General features: G+C 60.0%; 22 protein-coding genes and 2 tRNA genes. 4 read left to right on the top strand and 20 right to left on the bottom strand.

The features are described from left to right. Nucleotides 1-33 precede the first annotated feature (33 nt). Genes ACP0KA_RS12940 through ACP0KA_RS12930 form a run of 3 tightly spaced genes read right to left on the bottom strand, consistent with a single transcriptional unit; the run spans nt 34 to nt 4,745 of the window. Nucleotides 34-1,344, bottom strand: a complete 1,311-nt coding sequence (locus ACP0KA_RS12940) for a glycoside hydrolase family 5 protein (protein ID WP_424631585.1) — start codon at nt 1,342-1,344, stop codon at nt 34-36. A gap of 18 nt (nt 1,345-1,362) precedes the next feature. Continuing rightward, on the bottom strand, nt 1,363-2,676 hold the full coding sequence (locus ACP0KA_RS12935; RefSeq protein ID WP_424629173.1) for a VpsF family polysaccharide biosynthesis protein: 1,314 nt from the start codon (nt 2,674-2,676) through the stop codon (nt 1,363-1,365). Nucleotides 2,677-2,693: 17 nt separating this feature from the next. Continuing rightward, complete coding sequence (locus ACP0KA_RS12930; protein WP_424629172.1) at nt 2,694-4,745, bottom strand: GumC family protein; 2,052 nt, start codon at nt 4,743-4,745, stop codon at nt 2,694-2,696. A 257-nt stretch (nt 4,746-5,002) separates the two neighbouring features. On the opposite strand from ACP0KA_RS12930, the gene ACP0KA_RS12925 reads away from it, so the two are divergent. Next, nucleotides 5,003-6,466, top strand: coding sequence for an L-lactate permease (locus ACP0KA_RS12925; RefSeq protein ID WP_424629171.1), 1,464 nt, complete (start codon nt 5,003-5,005; stop codon nt 6,464-6,466). 125 nt (nt 6,467-6,591) lie between these two features. Here the strand turns inward: ACP0KA_RS12925 and ACP0KA_RS12920 are convergent, their stop codons facing one another. The 16 genes from ACP0KA_RS12920 to ACP0KA_RS12845 form a co-directional block, all read right to left on the bottom strand. After that, nucleotides 6,592-7,539, bottom strand: a complete 948-nt coding sequence (locus ACP0KA_RS12920; protein WP_424629170.1) for a type I restriction enzyme HsdR N-terminal domain-containing protein — start codon at nt 7,537-7,539, stop codon at nt 6,592-6,594. A 94-nt stretch (nt 7,540-7,633) separates the two neighbouring features. After that, a tRNA-Phe gene (locus tag ACP0KA_RS12915) sits at nt 7,634-7,709 on the bottom strand. A 222-nt stretch (nt 7,710-7,931) separates the two neighbouring features. Further along, entirely contained in the window at nt 7,932-8,117 is a 186-nt protein-coding gene (yacG, locus tag ACP0KA_RS12910; RefSeq protein ID WP_424629169.1) for a DNA gyrase inhibitor YacG, read from the bottom strand. Continuing rightward, the gene (locus tag ACP0KA_RS12905; RefSeq protein ID WP_424629168.1) at nt 8,107-8,730 is read right to left on the bottom strand and encodes a Maf-like protein; all 624 of its coding nucleotides are present in this window, start codon (nt 8,728-8,730) and stop codon (nt 8,107-8,109) included. Before ACP0KA_RS12905 ends, yacG begins: the two co-directional genes overlap by 11 nt. A 113-nt stretch (nt 8,731-8,843) precedes the next feature. After that, complete coding sequence (locus ACP0KA_RS12900) at nt 8,844-9,998, bottom strand: AAA family ATPase (RefSeq protein WP_424629167.1); 1,155 nt, start codon at nt 9,996-9,998, stop codon at nt 8,844-8,846. 5 nt (nt 9,999-10,003) lie between these two features. Beyond that, the gene (locus tag ACP0KA_RS12895) at nt 10,004-10,456 is read right to left on the bottom strand and encodes an arsenate reductase ArsC (RefSeq protein ID WP_424631584.1); all 453 of its coding nucleotides are present in this window, start codon (nt 10,454-10,456) and stop codon (nt 10,004-10,006) included. A gap of 9 nt (nt 10,457-10,465) precedes the next feature. Then, nucleotides 10,466-10,960 carry a UPF0262 family protein gene (locus ACP0KA_RS12890; protein ID WP_424629166.1) on the bottom strand — a complete coding sequence of 165 codons (495 nt, stop codon included), beginning with the start codon at nt 10,958-10,960 and terminating at the stop codon, nt 10,466-10,468. Then, nucleotides 10,957-12,252: a histidinol dehydrogenase gene (gene hisD / locus ACP0KA_RS12885; protein WP_424629165.1), complete on the bottom strand. Its 1,296-nt coding sequence runs from the start codon at nt 12,250-12,252 to the stop codon at nt 10,957-10,959. The genes ACP0KA_RS12890 and hisD overlap by 4 nt, the downstream gene beginning before the upstream one ends. Before the next feature lie 98 nt (nt 12,253-12,350). Then, complete coding sequence (locus ACP0KA_RS12880; RefSeq protein ID WP_424629164.1) at nt 12,351-12,821, bottom strand: DUF2948 family protein; 471 nt, start codon at nt 12,819-12,821, stop codon at nt 12,351-12,353. 22 nt (nt 12,822-12,843) lie between these two features. Beyond that, a complete protein-coding gene (gene murA, locus ACP0KA_RS12875) occupies nt 12,844-14,133 on the bottom strand; it encodes a UDP-N-acetylglucosamine 1-carboxyvinyltransferase (protein ID WP_424629163.1) in 1,290 nt (429 codons plus the stop codon). A 189-nt stretch (nt 14,134-14,322) separates the two neighbouring features. Then, nucleotides 14,323-14,988, bottom strand: a complete 666-nt coding sequence (locus ACP0KA_RS12870; RefSeq protein WP_424629162.1) for an epimerase — start codon at nt 14,986-14,988, stop codon at nt 14,323-14,325. A 25-nt stretch (nt 14,989-15,013) separates the two neighbouring features. Continuing rightward, the gene (locus ACP0KA_RS12865) at nt 15,014-15,499 is read right to left on the bottom strand and encodes a hypothetical protein (RefSeq protein ID WP_424629161.1); all 486 of its coding nucleotides are present in this window, start codon (nt 15,497-15,499) and stop codon (nt 15,014-15,016) included. A 143-nt stretch (nt 15,500-15,642) separates the two neighbouring features. Then, nucleotides 15,643-15,948 (bottom strand): UBP-type zinc finger domain-containing protein, encoded by a 306-nt coding sequence (locus tag ACP0KA_RS12860; protein ID WP_424629160.1) that lies wholly within the window; start codon nt 15,946-15,948, stop codon nt 15,643-15,645. Between the two features lie 33 nt (nt 15,949-15,981). Then, nucleotides 15,982-16,290, bottom strand: a complete 309-nt coding sequence (locus tag ACP0KA_RS12855; RefSeq protein ID WP_424629159.1) for an EthD family reductase — start codon at nt 16,288-16,290, stop codon at nt 15,982-15,984. Nucleotides 16,291-16,346: 56 nt separating this feature from the next. Beyond that, nucleotides 16,347-18,095, bottom strand: a complete 1,749-nt coding sequence (locus ACP0KA_RS12850; RefSeq protein WP_424629158.1) for an FAD-dependent oxidoreductase — start codon at nt 18,093-18,095, stop codon at nt 16,347-16,349. A 63-nt stretch (nt 18,096-18,158) separates the two neighbouring features. Then, nucleotides 18,159-18,353: a hypothetical protein gene (locus ACP0KA_RS12845; protein WP_424629157.1), complete on the bottom strand. Its 195-nt coding sequence runs from the start codon at nt 18,351-18,353 to the stop codon at nt 18,159-18,161. An 84-nt stretch (nt 18,354-18,437) separates the two neighbouring features. Between ACP0KA_RS12845 and ACP0KA_RS12840 the strand changes: the two genes are divergently transcribed. The 3 genes from ACP0KA_RS12840 to ACP0KA_RS12830 all read left to right on the top strand — a co-directional run bounded on the left by ACP0KA_RS12840 (nt 18,438) and on the right by ACP0KA_RS12830 (nt 19,981). Further along, on the top strand, nt 18,438-18,887 hold the full coding sequence (locus ACP0KA_RS12840; protein WP_424629156.1) for a nuclear transport factor 2 family protein: 450 nt from the start codon (nt 18,438-18,440) through the stop codon (nt 18,885-18,887). A 163-nt stretch (nt 18,888-19,050) separates the two neighbouring features. Beyond that, nucleotides 19,051-19,125 (top strand) — tRNA-Thr (locus ACP0KA_RS12835). A gap of 184 nt (nt 19,126-19,309) precedes the next feature. Continuing rightward, nucleotides 19,310-19,981, top strand: coding sequence for a TVP38/TMEM64 family protein (locus ACP0KA_RS12830; protein ID WP_424629155.1), 672 nt, complete (start codon nt 19,310-19,312; stop codon nt 19,979-19,981). 55 nt (nt 19,982-20,036) lie between these two features. On the opposite strand, the gene ACP0KA_RS12825 is transcribed toward ACP0KA_RS12830, so the two are convergent. After that, nucleotides 20,037-20,840, bottom strand: coding sequence for an AraC family transcriptional regulator (locus tag ACP0KA_RS12825; RefSeq protein ID WP_424629154.1), 804 nt, complete (start codon nt 20,838-20,840; stop codon nt 20,037-20,039). Between the last annotated feature and the right edge of the window lie 55 nt (nt 20,841-20,895).

The following is a 20,895-nucleotide window of genomic DNA, read 5'->3' as shown; positions in this document are numbered from 1 at the left end:
GTTGGACCGAGCCGCTGCCAGCGGCTTATTCACCTATCGCTTTCGCATCAACATTTGATCGGTGATCTTGAGCTGTTCAATCCGATAATTTCCGGCCCCCCATTCGGATTGAATACCATAGGGTGGATCATCTGACGGTCCGAGCAACCACCAACTGCCGCTGATCGGCTGCTGGTCACCCGAAAAACCTGGACCGCCGGAGCTTTCATATTTGCCGTTCATGTAGTCGATCAGTGTCCCTGCCCATTTGCGGTTCTCGGGAGTCTTCATCGACGAGCCCATCTCTCCGATCCAGACCGGTGCGATATTGTCCCTGACCAAGTATCCCCAAGTGCGATTCATTCGATCGACATACGCTTTGCCGCTCTCGGCCAAGCCCCATCTCAAAATGTCGGAGACTTCGTCCGGGTATTCATGCACGGAGTAGACGAGCTTGTTAGCAATGGGCAGCTTAACCGGATGAGCACCAGCAGCGGTCAGGTTGCCTGCAGGAGCGGCATATTTGGGGTCCATGCCGGACGCTGCCGGCGGCGGCGCATAGAACAGAGGCCCGGCGCAAATAATAAGGACATCGGGATTAACCGATTGGATCGCCGCGCCGACATCTTCGCACATCGCCTTTATGTCGGTAGGACCACCGCCGCCCCAGGTAATGCGTCCCTGTTCTCCGTTGGGCTCGTTGTCCAGATCGAAGCCGATGACGGTTGCAACACCGGCATATCGAGCCGCTAACCGCAGCCAGTTCTGTTTGAACATCTCTGCAGTCACCTGACCTTTGATGACTCCATCCGTTCCATCCGATCCCGGTCCACGATCGAACCACAGGCCGTTCTTTTGTTGGCCTGCCGTTCCCTCGTTGGAATGGTGGTCGAAAATCACCTTGAGGCCGATCTGTTTTGCGTAAGCAACGATGACGTCAAATGCTTCAAGAGTTGAGACGTATTTGTAGTGCCCGTTGGAGTCCGGGGTGGGATCGGCGACCAAGTCCCAATTTAATGTGGTGTTGATCCAGCCCAGTTTGTCGCTGTAACCGTTGAGCGGCGCATCAAGACCGGCATCGGTCCAGGGGATTCTGACCGTGTTGAACCCGCCAGCGACGATAGAATTCAAAATGTCCTTGTAACTCACGCGCCACACGCCGGAGGGCGCCGCACCCGGCCGACCTTCCGTACCATTCCATCCGATGGACGCGATGCGGACGCTCCTGCCAGATCCATCCACGATCTGGCTCCCGGATGTACTTAGAAAACCGGCGGGCAGGAGGAAGCCACCGCGAGCAGACGGGCGCAGGTCATTTGCGGTCCGGATGATAGCCGGCGGATCGGCAAGATGAGTTGAAGCCATCCCGTCCATATAGCTATCCTAGTAAACGTGCTCCGTCGGCGCGTCGTCTCGCCGGAACAGCGCGGAAATGACCACGATAAAAATCGCGAACGCGGTGAACCGCTGGCTGAATGATCCGAATGTGCTGCAAAGCGCGACAAAAATCATCATCGGGAAAATGACGCGCGGCGAGAGGCGATTGTAAACGTCGTAAAGCAGCAACAGAAATCCCACCATGATGAGCAACGCGATCACCACACCCTGGAAAACTCCGATCTGGAGAAAGGGATTCTCCACGCCCCATTCCAATCCGAAGGAATAAATTTGCGACCTGACATAGTCGGTGCTGGCTCCCCATAAGAGGTCGCCCCAGTTGAAGGACCTGATGAGGGGCACCATAAGCACGCGGCTGCGGGCGCTGCCTCCATCCTCGACGAAGCGTTCAAGCAGTTGGTCAAAGGCTCCCATCGCTGCCATCAATGAGAGAGCCGCTATCCCGATTGGTAGACTTGCGACGGCCACCACGATGTCTCTGTGGGCAATTCGCACGCCCGCCAGAAACCGGAACGACCGCCACAACACAGTCAGCGACAGGATCAGCAACATCAATATAAATGCTGTTCTGCCGCCAAAGGCCAGTAAGGCGCCCATCTGCAGCACAATCATCGGGTTTCGTAAATTTGGTCGAAGTTCTCGACCCGCTCCTGTCAGCAGACTGACGACATAGACCGACGTAATTGTCGCTGCGTGAAGCGGGTGACTGAGAAAGCCCGCCGCACGGCTTTCGATGGTCGTTATCCCATCGGGCGAATAGGCGATGAGAGGGAAAAACTTGATTCCGGTCGCAAGGTCGAAAATTGCATAGACCGCGTTGAGTGCGAAGAACCAGTGCACGAACCGCTCAAGCCTGGTCATGTTGGCGGGCGACACAAACGGCAGCAACATGCAGCACAGAAACAGATTCAAGTCTGTATCGAAATACATACCGAACCCGTTGCGGCCTTCCAGCACGATATTGATCAGAGCAAACGTGCAGGCGAGGAAAAAATAGATCGTACCGAGTTTGGTCGCGAGGTAATAGCGGAACAGGTCCGACTTTTGCGGATATGAAACGATGAACAGGCCGAACAACGCGACAAGGAAGTAAGTCGCGACGTGGATCTTCATGATCGGAGATCCATCGATCGAACTATAGTCATATCCGATCGTGTCGAGAACATTCGCGGACACGAAGAACATCAGAACAACGTAGATCGCCATCATTCGTTGGATGATGGGACCGGCAAACGGCAAGCGCAATCGGACCACGCCATTGCGCGGTATGACTTGCGAGGAGTGAGTAGCATCGGTCATCGAGTGACCATGTTCGATCAGGCGGCCAACGACATGTTCGGCTCAACGAAGAGTAATCGGGCCTTGACCTGATTGTGGCGGAGGATGTCTGCGAGCACGGAGGCCTCGTCCGTCGGAGCATTCTGGGATGACGCGATAAAAACGACCTCGTCGACCATGGCGTAAAGTCCGTAGTTGGACGATGCGCCCCCCAATTCGCCGCCGTCGATGATAACCCGGTCGAAATCGCGCGCCTGACTGATAGCGGTTGCAATGGCCTCTCGCCCGGCAGCGGCGGGCGGCGGGAATGCTTCTATGCCAGCGGGCACGATACGCATCGTGGTTTGTTTATGCAGGCGGAGGACGTCGCGAATGGCAGCTTTCGAAGCCAGGATTTCGCGGACCCCGCCACATCCATCAAAGCCCAGGACGGAGCTGACCCTGTGGCGAGCCAAATCCGCATCAATCACGACCACTGTCTTTCGGTCTGCGATGACCGCTCGCGCCAGTTCGAGCGCAGCGAGATCAAGCGCCGCGTCCGCTTGGGCTCGAACGAGCATGATGGTGTAGCCGGCGGGGGCCCCTGGCAATTCGGCACGAAGTCGAGAAAATTGAGGTTCTGCTTCGGGAACCATCGAGGGATTGATCGGCGGTGGGATCGGGCGCTTCCGCCGTGCCCCGGAGGTGTCGGTGCCCGGGTCATTGCCGGCGCCTGCGACGAAATAGTCAACCGCCAACGCCAAGGCTACTCCGAGCGTTGAACCAACCAACAGCGCCGCCGCCAGCATGAGGAGCGTTGGAGGCCAGCTCTTGCCTTCGGGAGGAGTCGCGGGAGAAATCAATCGGATGTTGGTCGTGTCGATTCCCTGCCGCTCTTCGGCGGTCTTCGCCTTGGCGAGAAATGTTTCATAGATCGTCCGGCTCGAATCTGCCTTCCGCTCCAGCTCGCGCAACGGCACGATCGCTTTGTCATTGGCTTCCGAACGAGCCTTCAGCGCGTCAAACTTGGCCTGCAGATTCTGGACGTTGGTCCGCTCGCTCGTCGCCAAGTTGCGAACTGCCTGGGCGACACGTTTGAGCTCGCTCTTGATGGCAATGTCGGTGTCTCGCAATTGTGCCCGTGCCACCTGCAGCCCCGGAAAGGCAGGGCCAGCGATCCGTTCCAACTGCGCAACCTCGCGAGACGCGTCCGCAGCCTTCGCCCGTAACTGGACAATCGCTCCTGACTGGATCGCTTCTGGTAATGAATCGAGACCAGCCCCCCCACTCTCGACCGTCTCGACCAACTTCACCTTGGCCTGGGCGTCAGCCAGTCTGGTCTTGGCGATGGTGAGTTGGGTGTTGGCTTCATCAAGCTCTTGTTCGGTCACGAGCTTGTTGCGCGAACCCACGAGGCCGTTTGCTGCTTTATAAGCGGCAACGGCCTCTTCGCCGCGCTTCACCTCGAGGCGCAGTTTTTCGAGTTGCGAATTGATCGATTCCGAAAGCCGCCGGTTGAAATTTGCGTTCGCTCTGGCCTGAACCTCGAGATAGGCATTCGCCACGGCATTGGCGAGTACCGCCGCGCGGTCGCGCGTCGTGGCGGAAGCCATGATGTCGATGACAAAGGAACGATCAATCCGCTTGGTCGAGGTCTTTCGGCGCAGGTTGCGCAGCGCGGTGAGCTCGCGGTCGTCACTTGATCCTAAACCCAGCACGGCTTTGACGAGAGAAATAAGCGGATTGCGCTGACCGTTGAATTCCGGATCGTTCTGCAGGTTCGCTTGTTCGATGACCCGCTTGAGGACCTCGTCCGACGTAATGATCTTCAACTGGCTTTCGACCAGGAGCAGGCCATCGCCAGGCACGGAATTTTGCTGGGTGTCATCCTTCGGCGTACTCTGATCGCGAGGATCAACATAAACTTGCGCGGTGGCTGTGTATGCAGGCGGGGTGATCAGCACGTAAGCGAGCACCAGACCGCAGAGCAGCGCAGGGACACAGAGAACCCAGAGCTTCTGTCGAGAGAGGATTGTGAGGACGTCTTTGAAGTCGACCCCATCCGGCGCGCGTTCGCTGGATTGCTCAGTTGGAAGCTGCTTTGTCGACATGACGCAGGACACACTCACACTGTCTGTAGACCCTTCGAAATTCAACCGATCGCTTCCGGAGAGGCCGGCAAAATCCCGCTTTCGGAGTATCTTTGGTCTTGGTTAACCTCGGGTTACTCCGCGCCGCCGGGTCGGCTGATCAGGGCCCCAGTCGCGCGGAGTTCGCGCGCGTTATCGGCCATGCCGCGGGATCGGTTGACGCGGCCGCCGCTTCCTGTGCATTCAGCCGTGAGAACAGCTCGCGCTCGGGGCAGAGATTGACATATCTGGTATGGACGCTGCCCGCGTTGGCGGTCATCGGGGTGATCGCCAGCGGCCTGGCCGGCACGCTGCCTGCCGCGCTCGTCGGCACGGTTATCGCACTCGTGGTCGCGCTGACCACCGCTCCTCACGCTTTTTCGGCGATCGACGCAGCGACGGCGCTGCTCCGCGGCGCCTGGATCGGCTGGATCGTCGTTCCCTACATTCTGGGCGGCCTGTTGTTTTGGCAGATGGCGATCCGCCCGGGGAACGCAGCCATGCCTGTCGAGACCTCTCTTACCGATGTGAGAGCCAGACGCCGGCTTCTTTTCACCGCCTGCTATCTCATCGGTCCGTTCGCGGAATCCGCGACCGGCTTCGGTGTCGGCATTATCGGGACAATGACATTGCTGCGCCGGCTCGATCTGAAGCCGATCCAGTTGCTGGCATTCTCTCTTCTCAGCCAGACAATGATCGTATGGGGAGGCATGGGAAGCGGCGCGATCGTGGGTGCCGCATTCGCACAAACGGATCCCAGCAGCCTCGCTGTCCACGCCGGCTGGATCTATCTGGGATTCAATATCCTTTGGATACCGATCTATTGGCACATGGCGGAACGCGTGGGCCCTGTGGGTGATTGGCGCGAGCGTGCTGGAGAGTTCGTATGGCTCGTCGTCAGCCTCGGATCGACCATTCTTGCAACAACCGTGCTCGGTCCTGAGATTGCGATGCTGGCCGCATTCGGGCCAGCGATCGTTCTGCGCTATGTCGTGGACGAGCGACCAGACCGCGCACAGCTTATTGCAGTTGCCGGGCGGATGCTTCCCTTCGTGCTCCTGATCGGCTGGCTCGTCTTGACGCGTCTGGTGGGACCGCTCGCCCAAGTACTCCAGGCAACGTGGAGGGTCGAACCATTCGCCGGCGCTCCCGCCTGGTCGTTACTCTTCCACGCCGGTACGTGGCTTCTGGTCGCGGCCCTGCTCACCGGCTTGTTGCGCGGACACCGAGATGCGTTCGCCGCGGAGATCAAAGCGGCCTGGAAAACCGGGCGCTTGGCGGTGCTGGCGATTATCCTTTTTTCGATGATGGCCGAAGTGCTGTCACGATCGGGTATCGCCGACGGACTTGCGCGCGGCATGTTCCAGGCTTTTGGGGGCTGGTCTGTGACGGTGACGCCGATGATTTCGGCCGTGTTCGGTGCATTGGCGAACAGTGGAAATGCATCGAATGGACTGTTCATGGCATCCGAAAAGAGCCTGGCGATCGAGGCCGGTCTCAACGTCACGGCGGTCGTCGCACTTCAACACGCCGCAGCTCTTTCATTGAACATGGTCTCGCCGGTCCGCATGTCGATCGTCTGCAATCTCGCCGGCACGCCTGGGCACGAGCGGCACGCCTATCGGGAGATGCTCCCCTTCATTGGGGTCGTCATCTTTGTGCTTCTGTCCATCTCGATCGTGATCGCCGCAAGATGCATCTAGTCGACGGTCAGATACTCCGCGATATCGCAGACCGCGTGCTAAGATCTGTGAGTTATTGAGACGGTATTTCGCCCGGCAGATGATCCTGAAATACCGGCGTCGCGCTCATCATTTTTGGTCTTCGGTCACGTTGCCTCGGTTCGGCTAGGCGCACTCAAGGCTGAGCCGTTGCTTTGGCTTGGAAGCACCAAGTTTGCTTCTGCAGCCTTCTTTCGTTCCTTATCCAGCGCCCTCTGCATTCGCTGAACCGACTTTTGCGCAGCTCTTGCCTCTTCGCCTTCTACGAGCTCTCGTTTGACGATCTCGTCGGAAAGCAACGAGTTCAAATAGTCCTCATCGACACGGATGCCAGATAGCCGCCGAATCTCGCGTCTAATATGCTCAACGATCGTTGGGCTTGTGAGCACTGCTGCAACCGAGAACTTGTTTGTGATCTGCTTCTCGAGCAGGAAATCACTCATCGTGTCTTTTGAGAAACCCTCACGGCTCAGGTTGGCAAAGCAGGCAATCATGCCATCGTCTTTGTAACTCGAGTTAAGCAAGTCGATCTCACACGCAAGAAACTTATCGATGGGTTTTCCGAACTGAACTTTGTAGACCCTCCAAGACAGTCCGTTTGTAAGGACCACCCAATCAACACCGGCGTTGGCAGCGTAATCAATCGCCTGCTTTACGTGATTGTCTTTCAGTTCGATGTTGATTGCTTTGACCTCGACGAAGAAGCGCGTTCTGTTGTCGACGACAACCGCCAGGTCGACAAAGGTGCCACGCACGGCAGTCTCGCTCGTGACGTGTTCGTATTTGTCATAGCCGAGTGCGTCCGAGAGAATGTCATTGACGATGACAACGGTGTCAGCCTCGCTGACATCCCGCTTCTTCGCCTGATTCAGAATTCCTTGGTACTTTTTGATTTGTGCGAGATGCGCGTCGACACTTTGTTCGAAACTGCCATTTCCTGCCCCCACAATCGGTGCAGAACTTTGCGACCATATAGAAACCGCAGCAACTAAAATCGGTTGTAGTCTGAAAAATTTTCTACCCTGACGCGGTGCCCGCATGAGATGGGCAATCATTCAAATGCGGACCAGACATCGCGTCGCAGCATTCCGCGACGTGCAGACAAATGGTCCACAGACCAGATCGAAATTTTTGAGGATTGAAATCGAATGGTGCCCAGGGGCGGGATCGAACCACCGACACTGCGATTTTCAGTCGCATGCTCTACCAACTGAGCTACCTGGGCGCCGCCCCGAAGCAAGTTCAGGGAGAGCGCCGGTTTATAGTGAGACCAAAGGGTCCTGTCCAGCCACCCGCGGCGCATTCTTGTCTTAAAGGCGGTGAAAATTTCCCAATGATTACCGGAAATTAGATGCCAGCAGCGGACGCCGCGGAGATTGCAGCGCCAACATTGTGCGGTTTATCCACGTGACAGGCGCATCACTCGCCAATGACGAGACTATTTCGGCTAGCCTTCGTCGTCCTCGTCATCGCCCTCGCGGGCCGGAATGGCATAGGAGCCGGACAGCCAGCGGTTCAGGTCGACGTCGCGGCAGCGCTCCGAACAGAACGGTTTTGACGCCTCGGTCGCGGGCTTTCCGCAGATCGGGCAAGGTTTGGCGGGACGCGCCTTTGCTGTGTCGTCAGGTGGCATTCAACCAGCCGAAACGGATCGGGAAACCTTCGCCGCCCAGCAAGGCGGTGGTTTCATACAAGGGCAGGCCGACAACATTGCTGTAGGAGCCGACCAGCTTCACCACGAACGATCCCGCGATGCCCTGCACCGCGTAGCCGCCGGCTTTGCTGCGCCATTCGCCGGAGCCAATATAGGATTCAATGTCGTCCTCGTTCAGCCGCTTGAAACGCACCCGCGTTTCCACCAGCCGCTGCCGGAATGTTTCCTTCGGGGTCACCAGGCAGATCGCGGTGTAGACCCGGTGATTGCGGCCCGACAGCAGCCGCAGACATTGCGAGGCTTCGTCCACCAGTTCCGCCTTCGGCAGGATCCGCCGCCCGACCGCGACCACGGTGTCGGCAGCCAGGATGTAGGCGCCGCGCAGTTCGTCGTCGAGCTGGACCGATTTCAGCGCGGCATCCGCCTTGGCACGGGCCAGCCGGTTGGCGCAGGCCCGCGGCAGCTCGCCGCGTTTCGGTGTCTCGTCCACATCGGCAGGGCGCAGGGCATCGGGCTCGATGCCGACCTGATTGAGCAGGCTGAGGCGCCGCGGCGAGCCGGACGCGAGAACGAATTTGGAACGGCCTAACATGCGGGATGGGTCAATTCGGTCTGAGGTCAGTGGGCGCGGAAACTATCCGAAGGCTGTCGGAACGACAACAGCACAGGATTGGCATATTCGGCAGCCATTTGGGACGAATAATCTTATCGCGACGGCCAATTCCAGGACGGGGTCTCCCCATCGCTGACGATGGTTTCGCTCAAATGCTTTTCCAGCAGCACCGACATGCTCCCCTCCTCCTCTGCAAGGGCCGATACCAGCTTGGGTGCATGGGAGACCACGATCATCTGGGAGTCCTTGGCGGCCCGTGCGATCAGGCGCGCCAGCGGAACCAGAAGGTCCGGGTGAAGACTGGTCTCGGGCTCGTTCAGGATCATCAGCGCCGGCGGGCGCGGTGATAGCAGCGCCGCAACCAGCAACAAGTAGCGCAGCGTCCCATCGGACACTTCGGACATCTTCAGCGGACGCAGCAAGCCGTGCTGATACATGGCCATGTCGAAATATCCGTCAGTCGCAGTTACCTCGACATGAGCACCGGGGAAGGCATCGTCGATGGTCTCGGCGAGCCCGGCCGCGTCACCGATTTCCATAATGGTCCGGACCGCCGCCGCGAGGTCCGCGCCATCGCTCGCAAGCACCGGAGTGTAGGTGCCGATCTGCGGCCGGCGCGCCGGTGCGTCGCGATCGGTCCGGAGATGATCGTAGAACCGCCACTCCTTCATCCGCTCGCGCAGCAGCAACAGCTCCAACGCATCGCGCGGATCGGCACAATGCGTCATCATGCTGTCGAATGACGCCAGGTTTTGCAATGTCTCGCGCCAGGCACCGGTCTCGGCGCGCACCCGCACATGCGGGCCACGACGTTCGGCAAACGCATTGGCGCGGCCGAGCAATTCACCGGTCCACACGCTTTCGGCTTTGATCTGAGGGTCGAGCGAGAAAAGTGACGACGACGGCTGCGGCAAGCCGAGATCAATCGCGTAGCCGTAGTCATCACCGGCGAAGCCCAGCTTCAAACCGGTCGGCTTGCTGCGCACAGTGCCTTGAACCGTTTCTGTGCCGGCCTTCATCTTGCGCGAGAAGTTCTCCGGCCCGGCCCACAACGTCGATTGGAGTCCGCCTTCAGCGGCGAGGGATTGAATCACCCGGCCCTGCGCCACATCGGCGAGCAGCCGGAGCGAACGATAGAGACTGGATTTGCCACTGCCATTGGCGCCGGTCACGACATTGAGCGACCCGAGCACAAGCCGAATGTCACGCAATGATCGATAGCCGGAGACCGCGAGGCGCGTGATCATCGGGCTTACTCGTTTGCCATGCCGGGCGGTCCGAACCGCTTGCGGATTTTCTGCATCAGACCATCGCGCACGGCGCGATAGGCATCGAGCTGCAATTCGCGGCGGCCCTCAACGCCCACCGGATCAGGCGTCGGCCAGTATTCCACCTCCGTGGCCAGCGTCGCAGTCAGTTGCATGGCCTTGTGATGGGCCTCGGGTGACAACGTCACGATCAGATCGAAGTTGAACCCTTCCCAATCCTCCAGATCCTCAACCGTCCAGGGTTTGTGATTGGAGATATCGAGGCCGATTTCCTTCATCACCGCGACCGCAAATGGATCAAGCTCGGCTTTGCTGACACCCGCCGACTGCACATAAAGCCCGCGTGGGACGAGATGGCGCAACAGACACGCAGCCGTCGGCGACCGGACGCTGTTCTGTCCACACATGAACAGGACGGCCTGCGGGGAACGCGCCATCATACGCGCTCACCCTTTCCAATGCAGAACGGAGATCAGTGTAAACAACCGGCGCGAGGTCTCGAAGTCCACGCGCACCTTGCCTTCTAGACGCTCCATCAACGTCCGCGAGCCCTCGTCGTGAATGCCACGACGCCCCATATCGATGGCTTCGATCTTGTCGGGGGTCGCGGTGCGGATCGCCTGATAGTAACTGTCGCAGATCATGAAGTAGTCCTTCACGATCCGGCGAAACGGCGTCAGCGACAACAAATGCACGACCACGGGCGCGCCGTCCTCACGCTTGATCTCGAACATCAGACGGTTGCCGGTAATGCCGATGTGCAATGTGAAGGGGCCCGGCGCGGCGCCTTCCGGCACGAACAGATTCTGTTCGATCAGATCGTAGATCGCAATCGCCCGCTCGTGCTCGATATCGGGCCCTGAACGCCCGATGGACTCCTCATCAAGCGTCACCGCGACGATGCGGTAGCCGGCATCATCATCTGGCGGAGGTGTACTCATGGCAGATTGAGACGTATTCCGACGGACCGCGCGTGGGCATCGAGACCTTCGGCCTTGCCCAGCGTCATTGCAGCCGGGCCCAAGGTGCGTAGCTGCTCCGGCCCGCACTTCAGGATCGACGTCCGCTTCATGAAATCAAGCACGCCCAGCCCCGACGAGAAGCGCGCCGACCGCGCGGTGGGCAACACATGGTTCGAGCCGCCGACGTAGTCTCCGATCGCTTCCGGCGTATGGCCGCCGAGGAAGATCGCACCGGCGTTTCTGATACGCGCGCTCAGGCTCTCCGGATCGGCTGTGATGATTTCAAGATGCTCGGCAGCAATGGCATCGGCGAGCGCCACGGATTGATCCAGCGTTTTGACCAGGATCACCGCACCGAAATCATTCCATGAGGCACGCGCGATATCGGCGCGCGGCAATGTCGTCAGTTGCGCCTCGACCGCACGTTCGACATCGGCGGCGAGCGACGCATCATCGGTGATGAGGATCGACTGGGCGTTGACGTCGTGTTCGGCCTGCGCCAGCAGGTCTGCCGCGATCCAGTCGGGGTTGGCGCTGCGGTCGGCGATCACCAGCACTTCGGAAGGACCTGCGATCATGTCGATGCCGACCTTGCCGAACACGAGGCGTTTGGCGGCGGCGACATAGGCATTGCCGGGACCGACAATCTTCGCCACCGGCTTGATAGTCGCCGTGCCATACGCCAGTGCAGCAACAGCCTGCGCACCGCCGACGCGATAGATCTCCGACACGCCGCCAAGCTTGGCCGCTGCCAGCACCAGTGGATTGAGCTTGTTGTCCGGCGAGGGCACCACCATCACCACCCGCGCGACGCCCGCGACCTTCGCCGGCACCGCATTCATCAGGACCGATGACGGATACGCCGCCGTTCCGCCCGGCACGTAGAGACCCACCGCTTCAATCGCACTCCAGCGCCAACCGAGCTCGACGCCTTGGGCATCGGTGAAACGCTCGTCCTTCGGCAACTGGCGCTTATGGAAGAGCTCGATGCGATCACGCGCAAGTTTCAGCGCATCAATGGTGGTATCGTCACAGGCTTTGACTGCCGCCTCGATTTCGTCTGCGGTGATCCGCAGTCCGTCCGCCGCAACATCCAGCCGATCGAATTTTCGCGTCGCCTCGACCAGCGCCGCATCGCCGCGCTTGGCGACATCGTCCACGATGGCACGCGCAGCCGCGTCGATGTCGGCCGAGACCTCGCGCTTCATGGCGAGGAAGGCATTGAAACGCGTGGCAAAGTCGGCGGCGCTGCTGTCGAGACGAAGGGGCATTGTCGTGAAGAATTCTCTGGCCGGAGTAAGGACAAATCGTCCTCACCCTTAGCATCCCTGACGCCAGACCGCGAGCCGTGGAATCAGCGTCAGGCGATCTAAAGCCCTGTCCTGTCAGAAAAATCGCTCTCGGCGGAACGGTCCTCGCCGGAGACGTCACCCTCGCCGCCGAAAACGTCGCAGGCGAGATCGGCCAATTCGCACTCAAGGCATTCAACGTCGAGCCGAAGCACGCCACCGCTCGCGAACAGCAGCAGCACATTGCCGCCAGGGGCATCGGTGGGGTGGAATTCCAGGCCCAGCAGCGTCAGGGGCCCCGGAGCGGCCATGTCGATGTTCCGCGCCTTGCAGGCCAGGACCCGGTCAAACCGCAGAGCGGAAATGACCTGATGCGGGACATCCTGTCCGGCGAGGATTTCCTCGCAATCCGGACGCCGCATGCCCACGACCAGCCGCTTTTCGCCTTGCCGCCAGATGATGTCGCTGGCGACAACGCAGGCGTCCTGGATATGTGCGGAGATCACCGCGAGGTCGTCTTCATCGAGAGCGATCAGCTTGTGTGGCGACATCGACCCTCTTTTTTAAAAGTTCCTACCCGCTGATACGCTCGATGGTGGCGCCGCAGGCTGACAATTTTTCCTCGAGCCGCTCGAAACCGCGATCGAGGTGATAGACGCGGTTGACCACCGTTTCGCCTTCGGCGGCCAATGCCGCAATGACCAGCGACACGGACGCACGAAGGTCGGTCGCCATCACCGGCGCACCGCGCAGTTTCGACGTGCCCTCAACAATAGCAGTTTCGCCGTCCAGTGAAATACGCGCGCCGAACCGCGCCAGTTCCTGGACATGCATGAACCGGTTCTCGAAAATCGTTTCAGTGATATGCGACGATCCTTTCGCACAAGCCATCAACGCCATGAGTTGCGCCTGCAGATCCGTCGGGAAACCGGGGAACGGTGCCGTCGAGACGACCACCGGATTGATGCCGGCGCCATTGCGCGCGACGCGAATGCCTTCGTTATTCGGTGTCACGGTCGCGCCGGCTTCCGTCAGCACATCGAGGGCCGACTGCAACAGTTCCGGCCGGGCGCCCGCGAGCTGCACGTCGCCGCCGGTCATCGCCACCGCCATGGCATAAGTTCCGGTCTCGATGCGATCCGGCAGCACTGTATGCCGAGCCCCGTGAAGCTTGCTGACGCCTTCAACCACAATGCGCGTCGTGCCTGCGCCGACAATCTTCGCGCCCATCTTGTTGAGGCAGTCGGCGACATCGACAATCTCGGGCTCGCAAGCCGCGTTGGTGATCACGGTGGTGCCCTTTGCCAGCGTCGCCGCCATCAGTGCGACGTGGGTGCCGCTGACCGTCACTTTCGGGAAATCGATTTCGCCGCCGACCAGGCCGTTGGGCGCAGTCGCGACAACATAACCACCATCGATCTGGATCGACGCGCCGAGCTTCTCCAGCGCCATGATCAGCAGGTCCACCGGGCGTGTGCCGATGGCACAGCCGCCGGGCAGCGATACCTTCGCCTCGTGCTTGCGCGCCAGCAGCGGCGCGATCACCCAGAAGCTCGCGCGCATCTTCGACACCAACTCGTAAGGGGCCGTAGTGTCGATAATATTCGCTGCCGAAATGTGCAGGGTCTGGCCCTGATACTCATGGTCGCCGGGGCGCTTGCCTGCCGCCATGATGTCCACGCCATGATTGCCGAGAATGCGCTGAAGCTGCACCACATCCGCGAGGCGTGGCACGTTGTCGAGGATCAGCGTCTCGTCCGTGAGCAGGCTCGCGATCATCAACGGAAGGGCCGCATTCTTCGCACCGGAGATTTGAATCGTGCCATTGAGCTTATTGCCGCCGACGATGCGAATGCGATCCATACCAAACCTGCCTTTTCCGGATAAATTGTCTTAGCGTGTTTCAGGCGTCGTGAAAACCGTCGGACGGATCGCCGCCCAAAACCCCAATGGGCGCCCAAAAACTTCAGCTTTTCAGTCTAATGCAATCAATTTCGCTGGAATTGTGTCGGCTGGTCCGGGGCCGGAATAATCCCGCAGACCGTTGCCGAATCACACCACCGCCCGGTTGATGTCCTCGCTTTCCAGAATCCGCGATGGATAACCTCGCTTGGCGACGCTCAGCATGGCGCGGCCGATCTGCTCAGTCGACGTGACATATTTCGGAGCGGCCCTGCGCAGAAACGCCAGCAGCGGCGCCAGGATCACATATGTCGCCTGAACCCAGGCGGTCTTGGATTTAATGCCGTGCAAGGGCTGAATGGCGCCGGGGCGAAACATATAAGCCGCCTTGAACGGCAGCTTCAGCAGATCGTTCTCCGTCTTGCCCTTGACCCGCGCCCACATGACGCGCCCCTGCTCGGTGCTGTCGGTGCTGGCGCCCGTCACATAGACAAAAGTCATATCCGGGTTGAGCCGCACGAGTGTTCGCGCCGCGGCCAAAGTGATGTCATAGGTGATGCGGCGATAGTTCTCTTCATTCATGCCCAACGATGTGATGCCAAGGCAGAAGAAACAGGCATCGTAGCCCAACAGATCATGTTCGATCGTCGCGTAATCCAGGAAATCCGTGTGAACGATTTCGCGCAGCTTCAGATGCTGCCGGCCGGTGACGCTTCTTCCGACGACGAGAACATTCGTCACATCTTGATCGAGCAGGCATTCGCGCAGAACGCCTTGCCCGACCATGCCGGTCGCGCCGAACAGAATGACTTTCATCGGCGTGCTACCCGTTCGGCCAAGACTATGCCGGTCGGAATCTGCGGATTCCGGCGATGATTGCCAAGATAAAGAACACCAGCACCACGCCCTGCGTGATCGCGAAAGGCGGCTCGGCGCCCGTCGGTGCATAGACGTTCAGCAATCCCACTTTCAGAAATGACTGCGCAATCAGCACGAACACGTTGAACCACAATGCCCGCATTGCGGTCACGATATAGACCGGCCGCCAAACGCCGCTCAGGTCCTTTGCATAGAACGCGTAGAGCGCCACTGCGAGCAGCACGAGCGAGATGATGGCAACGATATGCGACGGCAAAAGCTTGGTGAAGGGAAACAGAAAGCCGGTCGCGCTGGTGAGGATCGTCGTCAGCAGAAACAGCGCAGTCCAGCCGGGCAGCCTGTTGGAGGCCAGAATGCCGCCCGCGACGATAAAGCCGAAGGCGATGCCGATCATGCTGAGAATGAGATGGAAAACCGTGAACGACTGCAGACTCATACCTAAAATCATGATGCGCCCCTATCCCTGAAATGATTCAAGGGTACAGCATGCGCACGCGAGTTGCACTAGCCCAAAAAAACTTCGAATAGCAGCGCCGCCGTCGCTGCGCTGTTCACGACAAGGTAACGACTGATCAGAGGTGGCGGCCGCGCTCAGTAATAGCGCGGGATTCGACCGTTATGCGGCGTCTTGCGATCCGAGAGATCGAAGGCAATTTTGTCGACGTAGCACCAGCCCCAGCCTTCCGGCGGATCGTAACCTTCGATGATCGGATGCTGGGTCGCGTGGAAATGCTTGGTGGCGTGTTTATTGGGCGAATCGTCACAGCAGCCCACGTGGCCGCAGGTGCGGCAGATCCGCAGATGCAGCCACTCATCGCCGGTCTTGAGGCATTCCTCGCAGCCGAGCGCGCTTGGCGTCACGTCACGAATTCCAGCGATGTGTGTGCACTTGGGCATGCTCGGCTGCATCCGTTGTTCTGGTGGAGTTACTTAAAGGTCTCTTGTGTCGAACAAGACGAGGTCCGCGCCACCGGTCGCGAACTTCGGCAAATCCGCCGCGGCCGCCTGTCCGTCGGGACTGGCGAGCCCCGCCTGAATCGCCGCTGCGCTGTCGAACGTCAGGATCGCGATCAGATAAGCATCGGACGATCCTGCCAGCGCCGTGATCGGTCCCTGATTGATCTGATATTTTCTGAGGCCCGGAATTTTCTTCGCAAGCCCGATATGGGTCTCGGCATAATATTTGTCGAAGGCTGCAGTATCCTTTGGCGTCTTGTACGTCACGACGAGCTGAGCCACTGGCGTCCTCCCTGTTTTTATGATCGGCCAGGTTTTTGATGACCGATCAAGGCAGCCTATAGCCCCGGCCTCGCCGTGTCGCTGAGAAAACCATGCAACGCCGCAACAACCTGCGCGCCTTCGCCGATCGCGCCACCGACGCGCTTCACTGAACCTGACCGCACATCGCCGACCGCGAACACACCCGGCACCGATGTCTCCAGCGGCGCAACCAGACGGCCAAGATTCTGCTCGGACTGGGCACCTGTCACGACGAATCCGGCGCGATCGAGGGTGACGCCGCAGCCGCTGAGCCAGGCCGTTGTGGGATCGGCACCCACGAACAGGAATACGTTGCGAATATCGGCAGCAATCTCGTTGCCAGAATCACGGTGGCGCCAACGCACGCGGGCGAGCCCGCCTTCGTCGGGCGCCCCTTCCAGCGCAACGATTTCCGTCCGCGTCATCACCTCGATGTTCGGCGTCGCATCGATGCGGTCAATCAGGTAACGCGACATGCTGGCCGCGAGCCCGTCGCCGCGAATCATCACGCGCACCTTTTTGGCGTGGCCCGAGAGAAAGACCGCTGCCTGCCCGGCGGAATTGCCGCCGCCCACCAGGACGATTTCCTGATCCGCACAGAGCCGCGCTTCGATCGGCGACGCCCAGTACCAGACGCCGCGTCCCTCGAACTTATCGAGATTCTCGATCGCGGGCCGGCGATAACGTGCACCGCTGGCCACGACCACGGATTTGGACCGTAATTTTTCTCCGCAATCGAGGGTGAGTTCAAACGCCCCATTCGGCTTCGAGCAATCGAGCGAGATCGCGGAGACCGGGATCATCATGTCGGCGCCGAACTTCTGGGCCTGGGTGAAAGCGCGCCCCGCGAGCGCCTGCCCCGAGATGCCGGTCGGAAAGCCGAGATAGTTCTCGATGCGCGCACTCGCGCCGGCCTGTCCGCCGAAGTAGCGTGCATCGAGCACCGCCACCGACAGCCCTTCCGATGCGGCATACACCGCTGTCGCCAATCCCGCCGGCCCGCTGCCGACGATGGCCACGTCGTACATCTTCCTGCACGACACGCTGCCGATCATGCCCATGGCGCGCGCAAGGGCGGACTCGGATGGATTGCGCAGAACCGTGCCATCCGGACAGACCACCAGCGGCAGATCACTCTGGGACGTCGAGCACCGACCGATCAGATCGGCCGCGTCCTTGTCGGTGGCCGGGTCGAGCAGGTGATACGGATTGCCGTTCCGCGCCAGAAAACCTTGCAGCCGGACAACGTCGCCCAGCAGCGGCGAGCCGATCAGAACCGGTCCACCGACACCGCCCTGAATGAGATTGACGCGGCGCAGGATCAGCGCCCGCATGATGCGCTCGCCGAGATCCGCCTCGGCGACAAGAAGCGCCCGAAGATTGGCCGACGGAATCAGCAGGACCTCGACATTGCCCTCAGCGGTGCCATCGACCAGCGCCACGCGGTTCGAGAGCTGGCCAACCTCAGCCAGAAATTGCCCACGTCCCTGATCGATCACCGGGGTGATGTGTCCCATCCCATCGCGCTGGGTGATGGACACCGTTCCTGACAGCACAACGAACATGCCCGGACCGGTTTTTCCGGTCTCAAAAAGCCGCTCGCCGTCCTTGTAGTGACGGGCATCGCCGAAGCTGCGCATGCGGTCGATTTCGGCATCGGTCAGCGTCGGGAATGTTTGTTCGTAACGCGGAAACGCCTGCTCGTCATGCGGCGTGGCGACCGATAAAGGCGCCGTCCCGTTTGCACCAAGGGTCTCTGCCGGATCTGTCACTATCTCACTCATGTTCTTTACTCGCTCAATAAAACTGCTTCGAATTCAAGGAACGGTGCGCAAACATTACGGCGCCTATTGGCCGGACTTTTCACTTGTAGATTCGCTCTCTCGCACGCGGGCGTCGTCTTCTGGCGTCACAACGGTCATGCCTGTGCGGCCACGCGCCTGGGATTTTCTCCGTTTCAAATTGTCGCGCAACGCCGCCTTCAGGCGCGCCTCTCGGGCGGCCTTGGCGCTCGACGCACCTTTGTCTAATTCATCCGTCATCGATCATCCATTCTGTACGCATCGCGGACCAGAAACGATTGCGCTAATATCGAGCGAACAAAACTATACCATATGGTGATTTTCATGACCGACGTTTTGCCGCTGCTGGCCGCTCCCGTGCAGGACACCCTCGCCGGCTGGCACCGCTTCGTCGAAACAAAGAGCGAAGATGTGCTTCGGCCGCTGTTTGCCGAGGACACCGTCTTCCGCTCGCCGTTCGCGCACATTCCCCTGCCCAGCCGCGATGCGAGCGTGCTGATCCTCACCAACGTGATCCATATTTTCGAGAACTTCCGCTATCACCGCACCCTCGTCGCCGGGCCGTATGATGTCGGGCTGGAGTTCAGCGCCAATATCGGCGAATTCGATCTCAAGGGGATCGACCTGATCAAATTCAATGCTGCCGGCCAGATCGTCGAGTTCGAGGTGATGATTCGGCCGATGAAGGCACTGCAGGCGCTCGGGGCACGGATGAACGAGCGGATCGCCGGCCGGCTGGAAGAATACAAGAAAATGGGGGCCGCTAAGCCCTGAATCCGGCGCTAAATCCGCCAAGGATTCGGGGTCCCCACTTGCGGAGGATTCCTTTTCCGGAAGAAGGGCGTTCCATGCTTGCGCCGCCACCAGCCTTATGGCAAGGAAGCCCCGCCTTAGAGGCCTTTGGCTGATTCACGTCTCACGTGACGTATCTGGCTTCGCTGCCGTAGCTCAGTGGTAGAGCACTCCATTGGTAATGGAGAGGTCGACAGTTCAATCCTGTCTGGCAGCACCAGCTTTTCTTACGAAAATTCAATGATTTGCTGAAAGACAGCTTTTGGCGCTCTCTCACGCACGCCTACACCGATAACGTCTGTTCCGGCGGCACTTCTACCAACCATCGGGGAGGGAGTGCTGTTTTGCGCTGGCCTGGCTTATCCAGCTATGGTGCGCGCGCTGGATTGTTTGAGGGGAACTCGGTGCAAGTGGAAGGCGTCTCCCGGTTTGTCAAAGCCTTCGTTATCGTGCTGCTCATCGCGTCGGGAAGTTGGCTTGCCCGTGAGAGCGGGCTGAGCCTCTCTGGCCTGCAGGAACTGCTCGAAGGCAACGTCTTCGCACCGGTCATCTTTGTGGGATTGCAGGTTGCTTGCAGCCTGTTGTTTCTCCCTCGCGCCATCATGGCGGTAACTGCCGGTCTCGTGTTCGGCTTCTGGACCGGTCTCGTCTGGGCCTCGATCGGAAGCGCTGTGGGTGCACTCGCCGGCTTCGTCCTGACGAGATATTTCGTAAGCGACCTTGTAAAGCCCTCGGAGTGGTCACGGTTCGGCTCTGTTGTCCGCCGTGTCGAGCAAGGAGGTTGGAGGGCGGTCGCAATGTTGCGGCTCGTGCCAGCCATCCCACATTCGCTGACGAACTATCTCCTCGGACTTACGAGTCTGCGCACCGTTGACTTCGCATTGGGTTCGGTGATCGGCCAGTTGCCGATGACAATCGCTTTCGTGCAATTCGGTGCTGCGGGTGCACGCCTCGCAACCGGGAATCTCGAATGGGTTCAACCGACCCTGATCGGAGTTGTCATGCTTGTGCTTTCGTTGCTCCCTCAGCTGTGGCGGCGCATTGCGCAGCGGCAGCTCCCCACTCCCATTGAATAAAAATCCGCGTTGACGCGTTGGAAGAGTTCGCGTTCTCCAGGGCTGTTGCAATCCCTCACAGCACCGACCTTCGCTGAAACTCACCGGGCGTCATGCCCATCACCTCGCGGAACGCATGACCAAACGCAGCGACGCTGGAGAAGCCGAAGCGCGAGGCGACGTTCTTCACCGGCCGTGATCCGCTAGAGAGCATTTCCGCGGCGGCCATGATGCGCGCGCGGCGACGCCATTCACGAAACGTCAGGCCGGTCTCGTCGGGAAACAGCCGCGTCACCGTGCGCGAGGAAGCGCCGGCGGCAAGCGCCAGATCATCCAGGTCACGTTCGATCAGCGGGTCTGCCAACACGAGAGCCGCGACATGCCGCGCGCGGGCATCGGCCGGCATCGGCATGAACGTCGCCGCGTCTTCCGCCTCGGCCAGTTCGTACAGCACCAGTTCGGCCAGCACCTCGGCACGGCGCGGATGAATCCGGTCGCCGAACAGAGCGAGCACCGATTCGCGCAGCAATGGCCCCACCGCGACAACGAACTCGCGGATCAGGCGCGGCGCTTCGGGATGCTTTGCCAGCCACTCCGGCTCGGCGTAGAGCGTGCGCATCTCGATGTCAGCCAAGACATCGATGGCATGCCCCAGCCGCGGCGGCACCCAGACCGCCCGGGCGGGCGGAACGAGCCATCGCCCCTTCGGCGTCGTCACCTGCATCACGCCGCGCTCGGCGAAGATCAGCTGGGCTTCCCGGTGCGTGTGGGTGTCGAGCCGGGTGCCCCTTTGATAGCTGCGCGCGAGGATGCGCAGCCCCTCGCAGACGGGTGTTGAAGGCACATGGTGCCGGCCTCCATTGGCGTTCTGGCGATACATATCGGCTCCGAATCGATAGGCCGCCAGCGTATGCTGCTTCGGAGGACTGAGAAAC

Source organism: Bradyrhizobium sp. SYSU BS000235, from assembly GCF_049747295.1.
In the GTDB taxonomy this organism is placed as follows: domain Bacteria; phylum Pseudomonadota; class Alphaproteobacteria; order Rhizobiales; family Xanthobacteraceae; genus Afipia.
The sequence above is the reverse complement of the archived record's forward strand: the minus strand, read 5'-3'. Positions and strand labels throughout refer to the sequence as shown.

Excerpts from the sequence above, each read along its gene's own strand:
- ACP0KA_RS12940 (WP_424631585.1), bottom strand. The coding sequence starts at position 1,344 with ATGGCTTCAACTCATCTTGCCGATCCGCCGGCTATCATCCGGACCGCA.
- ACP0KA_RS12935 (WP_424629173.1), bottom strand. The coding sequence starts at position 2,676 with ATGACCGATGCTACTCACTCCTCGCAAGTCATACCGCGCAATGGCGTG.
- ACP0KA_RS12930 (WP_424629172.1), bottom strand. The coding sequence starts at position 4,745 with ATGTCGACAAAGCAGCTTCCAACTGAGCAATCCAGCGAACGCGCGCCG.
- ACP0KA_RS12920 (WP_424629170.1), bottom strand. The coding sequence starts at position 7,539 with ATGATTGCCCATCTCATGCGGGCACCGCGTCAGGGTAGAAAATTTTTC.
- yacG (WP_424629169.1), bottom strand. The coding sequence starts at position 8,117 with ATGCCACCTGACGACACAGCAAAGGCGCGTCCCGCCAAACCTTGCCCG.
- ACP0KA_RS12905 (WP_424629168.1), bottom strand. The coding sequence starts at position 8,730 with ATGTTAGGCCGTTCCAAATTCGTTCTCGCGTCCGGCTCGCCGCGGCGC.
- ACP0KA_RS12900 (WP_424629167.1), bottom strand. The coding sequence starts at position 9,998 with ATGATCACGCGCCTCGCGGTCTCCGGCTATCGATCATTGCGTGACATT.
- ACP0KA_RS12895 (WP_424631584.1), bottom strand. The coding sequence starts at position 10,456 with ATGGCGCGTTCCCCGCAGGCCGTCCTGTTCATGTGTGGACAGAACAGC.
- ACP0KA_RS12890 (WP_424629166.1), bottom strand. The coding sequence starts at position 10,960 with ATGAGTACACCTCCGCCAGATGATGATGCCGGCTACCGCATCGTCGCG.
- hisD (WP_424629165.1), bottom strand. The coding sequence starts at position 12,252 with ATGCCCCTTCGTCTCGACAGCAGCGCCGCCGACTTTGCCACGCGTTTC.
- ACP0KA_RS12880 (WP_424629164.1), bottom strand. The coding sequence starts at position 12,821 with ATGTCGCCACACAAGCTGATCGCTCTCGATGAAGACGACCTCGCGGTG.
- murA (WP_424629163.1), bottom strand. The coding sequence starts at position 14,133 with ATGGATCGCATTCGCATCGTCGGCGGCAATAAGCTCAATGGCACGATT.
- ACP0KA_RS12870 (WP_424629162.1), bottom strand. The coding sequence starts at position 14,988 with ATGAAAGTCATTCTGTTCGGCGCGACCGGCATGGTCGGGCAAGGCGTT.
- ACP0KA_RS12865 (WP_424629161.1), bottom strand. The coding sequence starts at position 15,499 with ATGATTTTAGGTATGAGTCTGCAGTCGTTCACGGTTTTCCATCTCATT.
- ACP0KA_RS12860 (WP_424629160.1), bottom strand. The coding sequence starts at position 15,948 with ATGCCCAAGTGCACACACATCGCTGGAATTCGTGACGTGACGCCAAGC.
- ACP0KA_RS12850 (WP_424629158.1), bottom strand. The coding sequence starts at position 18,095 with ATGAGTGAGATAGTGACAGATCCGGCAGAGACCCTTGGTGCAAACGGG.
- ACP0KA_RS12845 (WP_424629157.1), bottom strand. The coding sequence starts at position 18,353 with ATGACGGATGAATTAGACAAAGGTGCGTCGAGCGCCAAGGCCGCCCGA.
- ACP0KA_RS12840 (WP_424629156.1), top strand. The coding sequence starts at position 18,438 with ATGACCGACGTTTTGCCGCTGCTGGCCGCTCCCGTGCAGGACACCCTC.
- ACP0KA_RS12825 (WP_424629154.1), bottom strand. The coding sequence starts at position 20,840 with ATGTATCGCCAGAACGCCAATGGAGGCCGGCACCATGTGCCTTCAACA.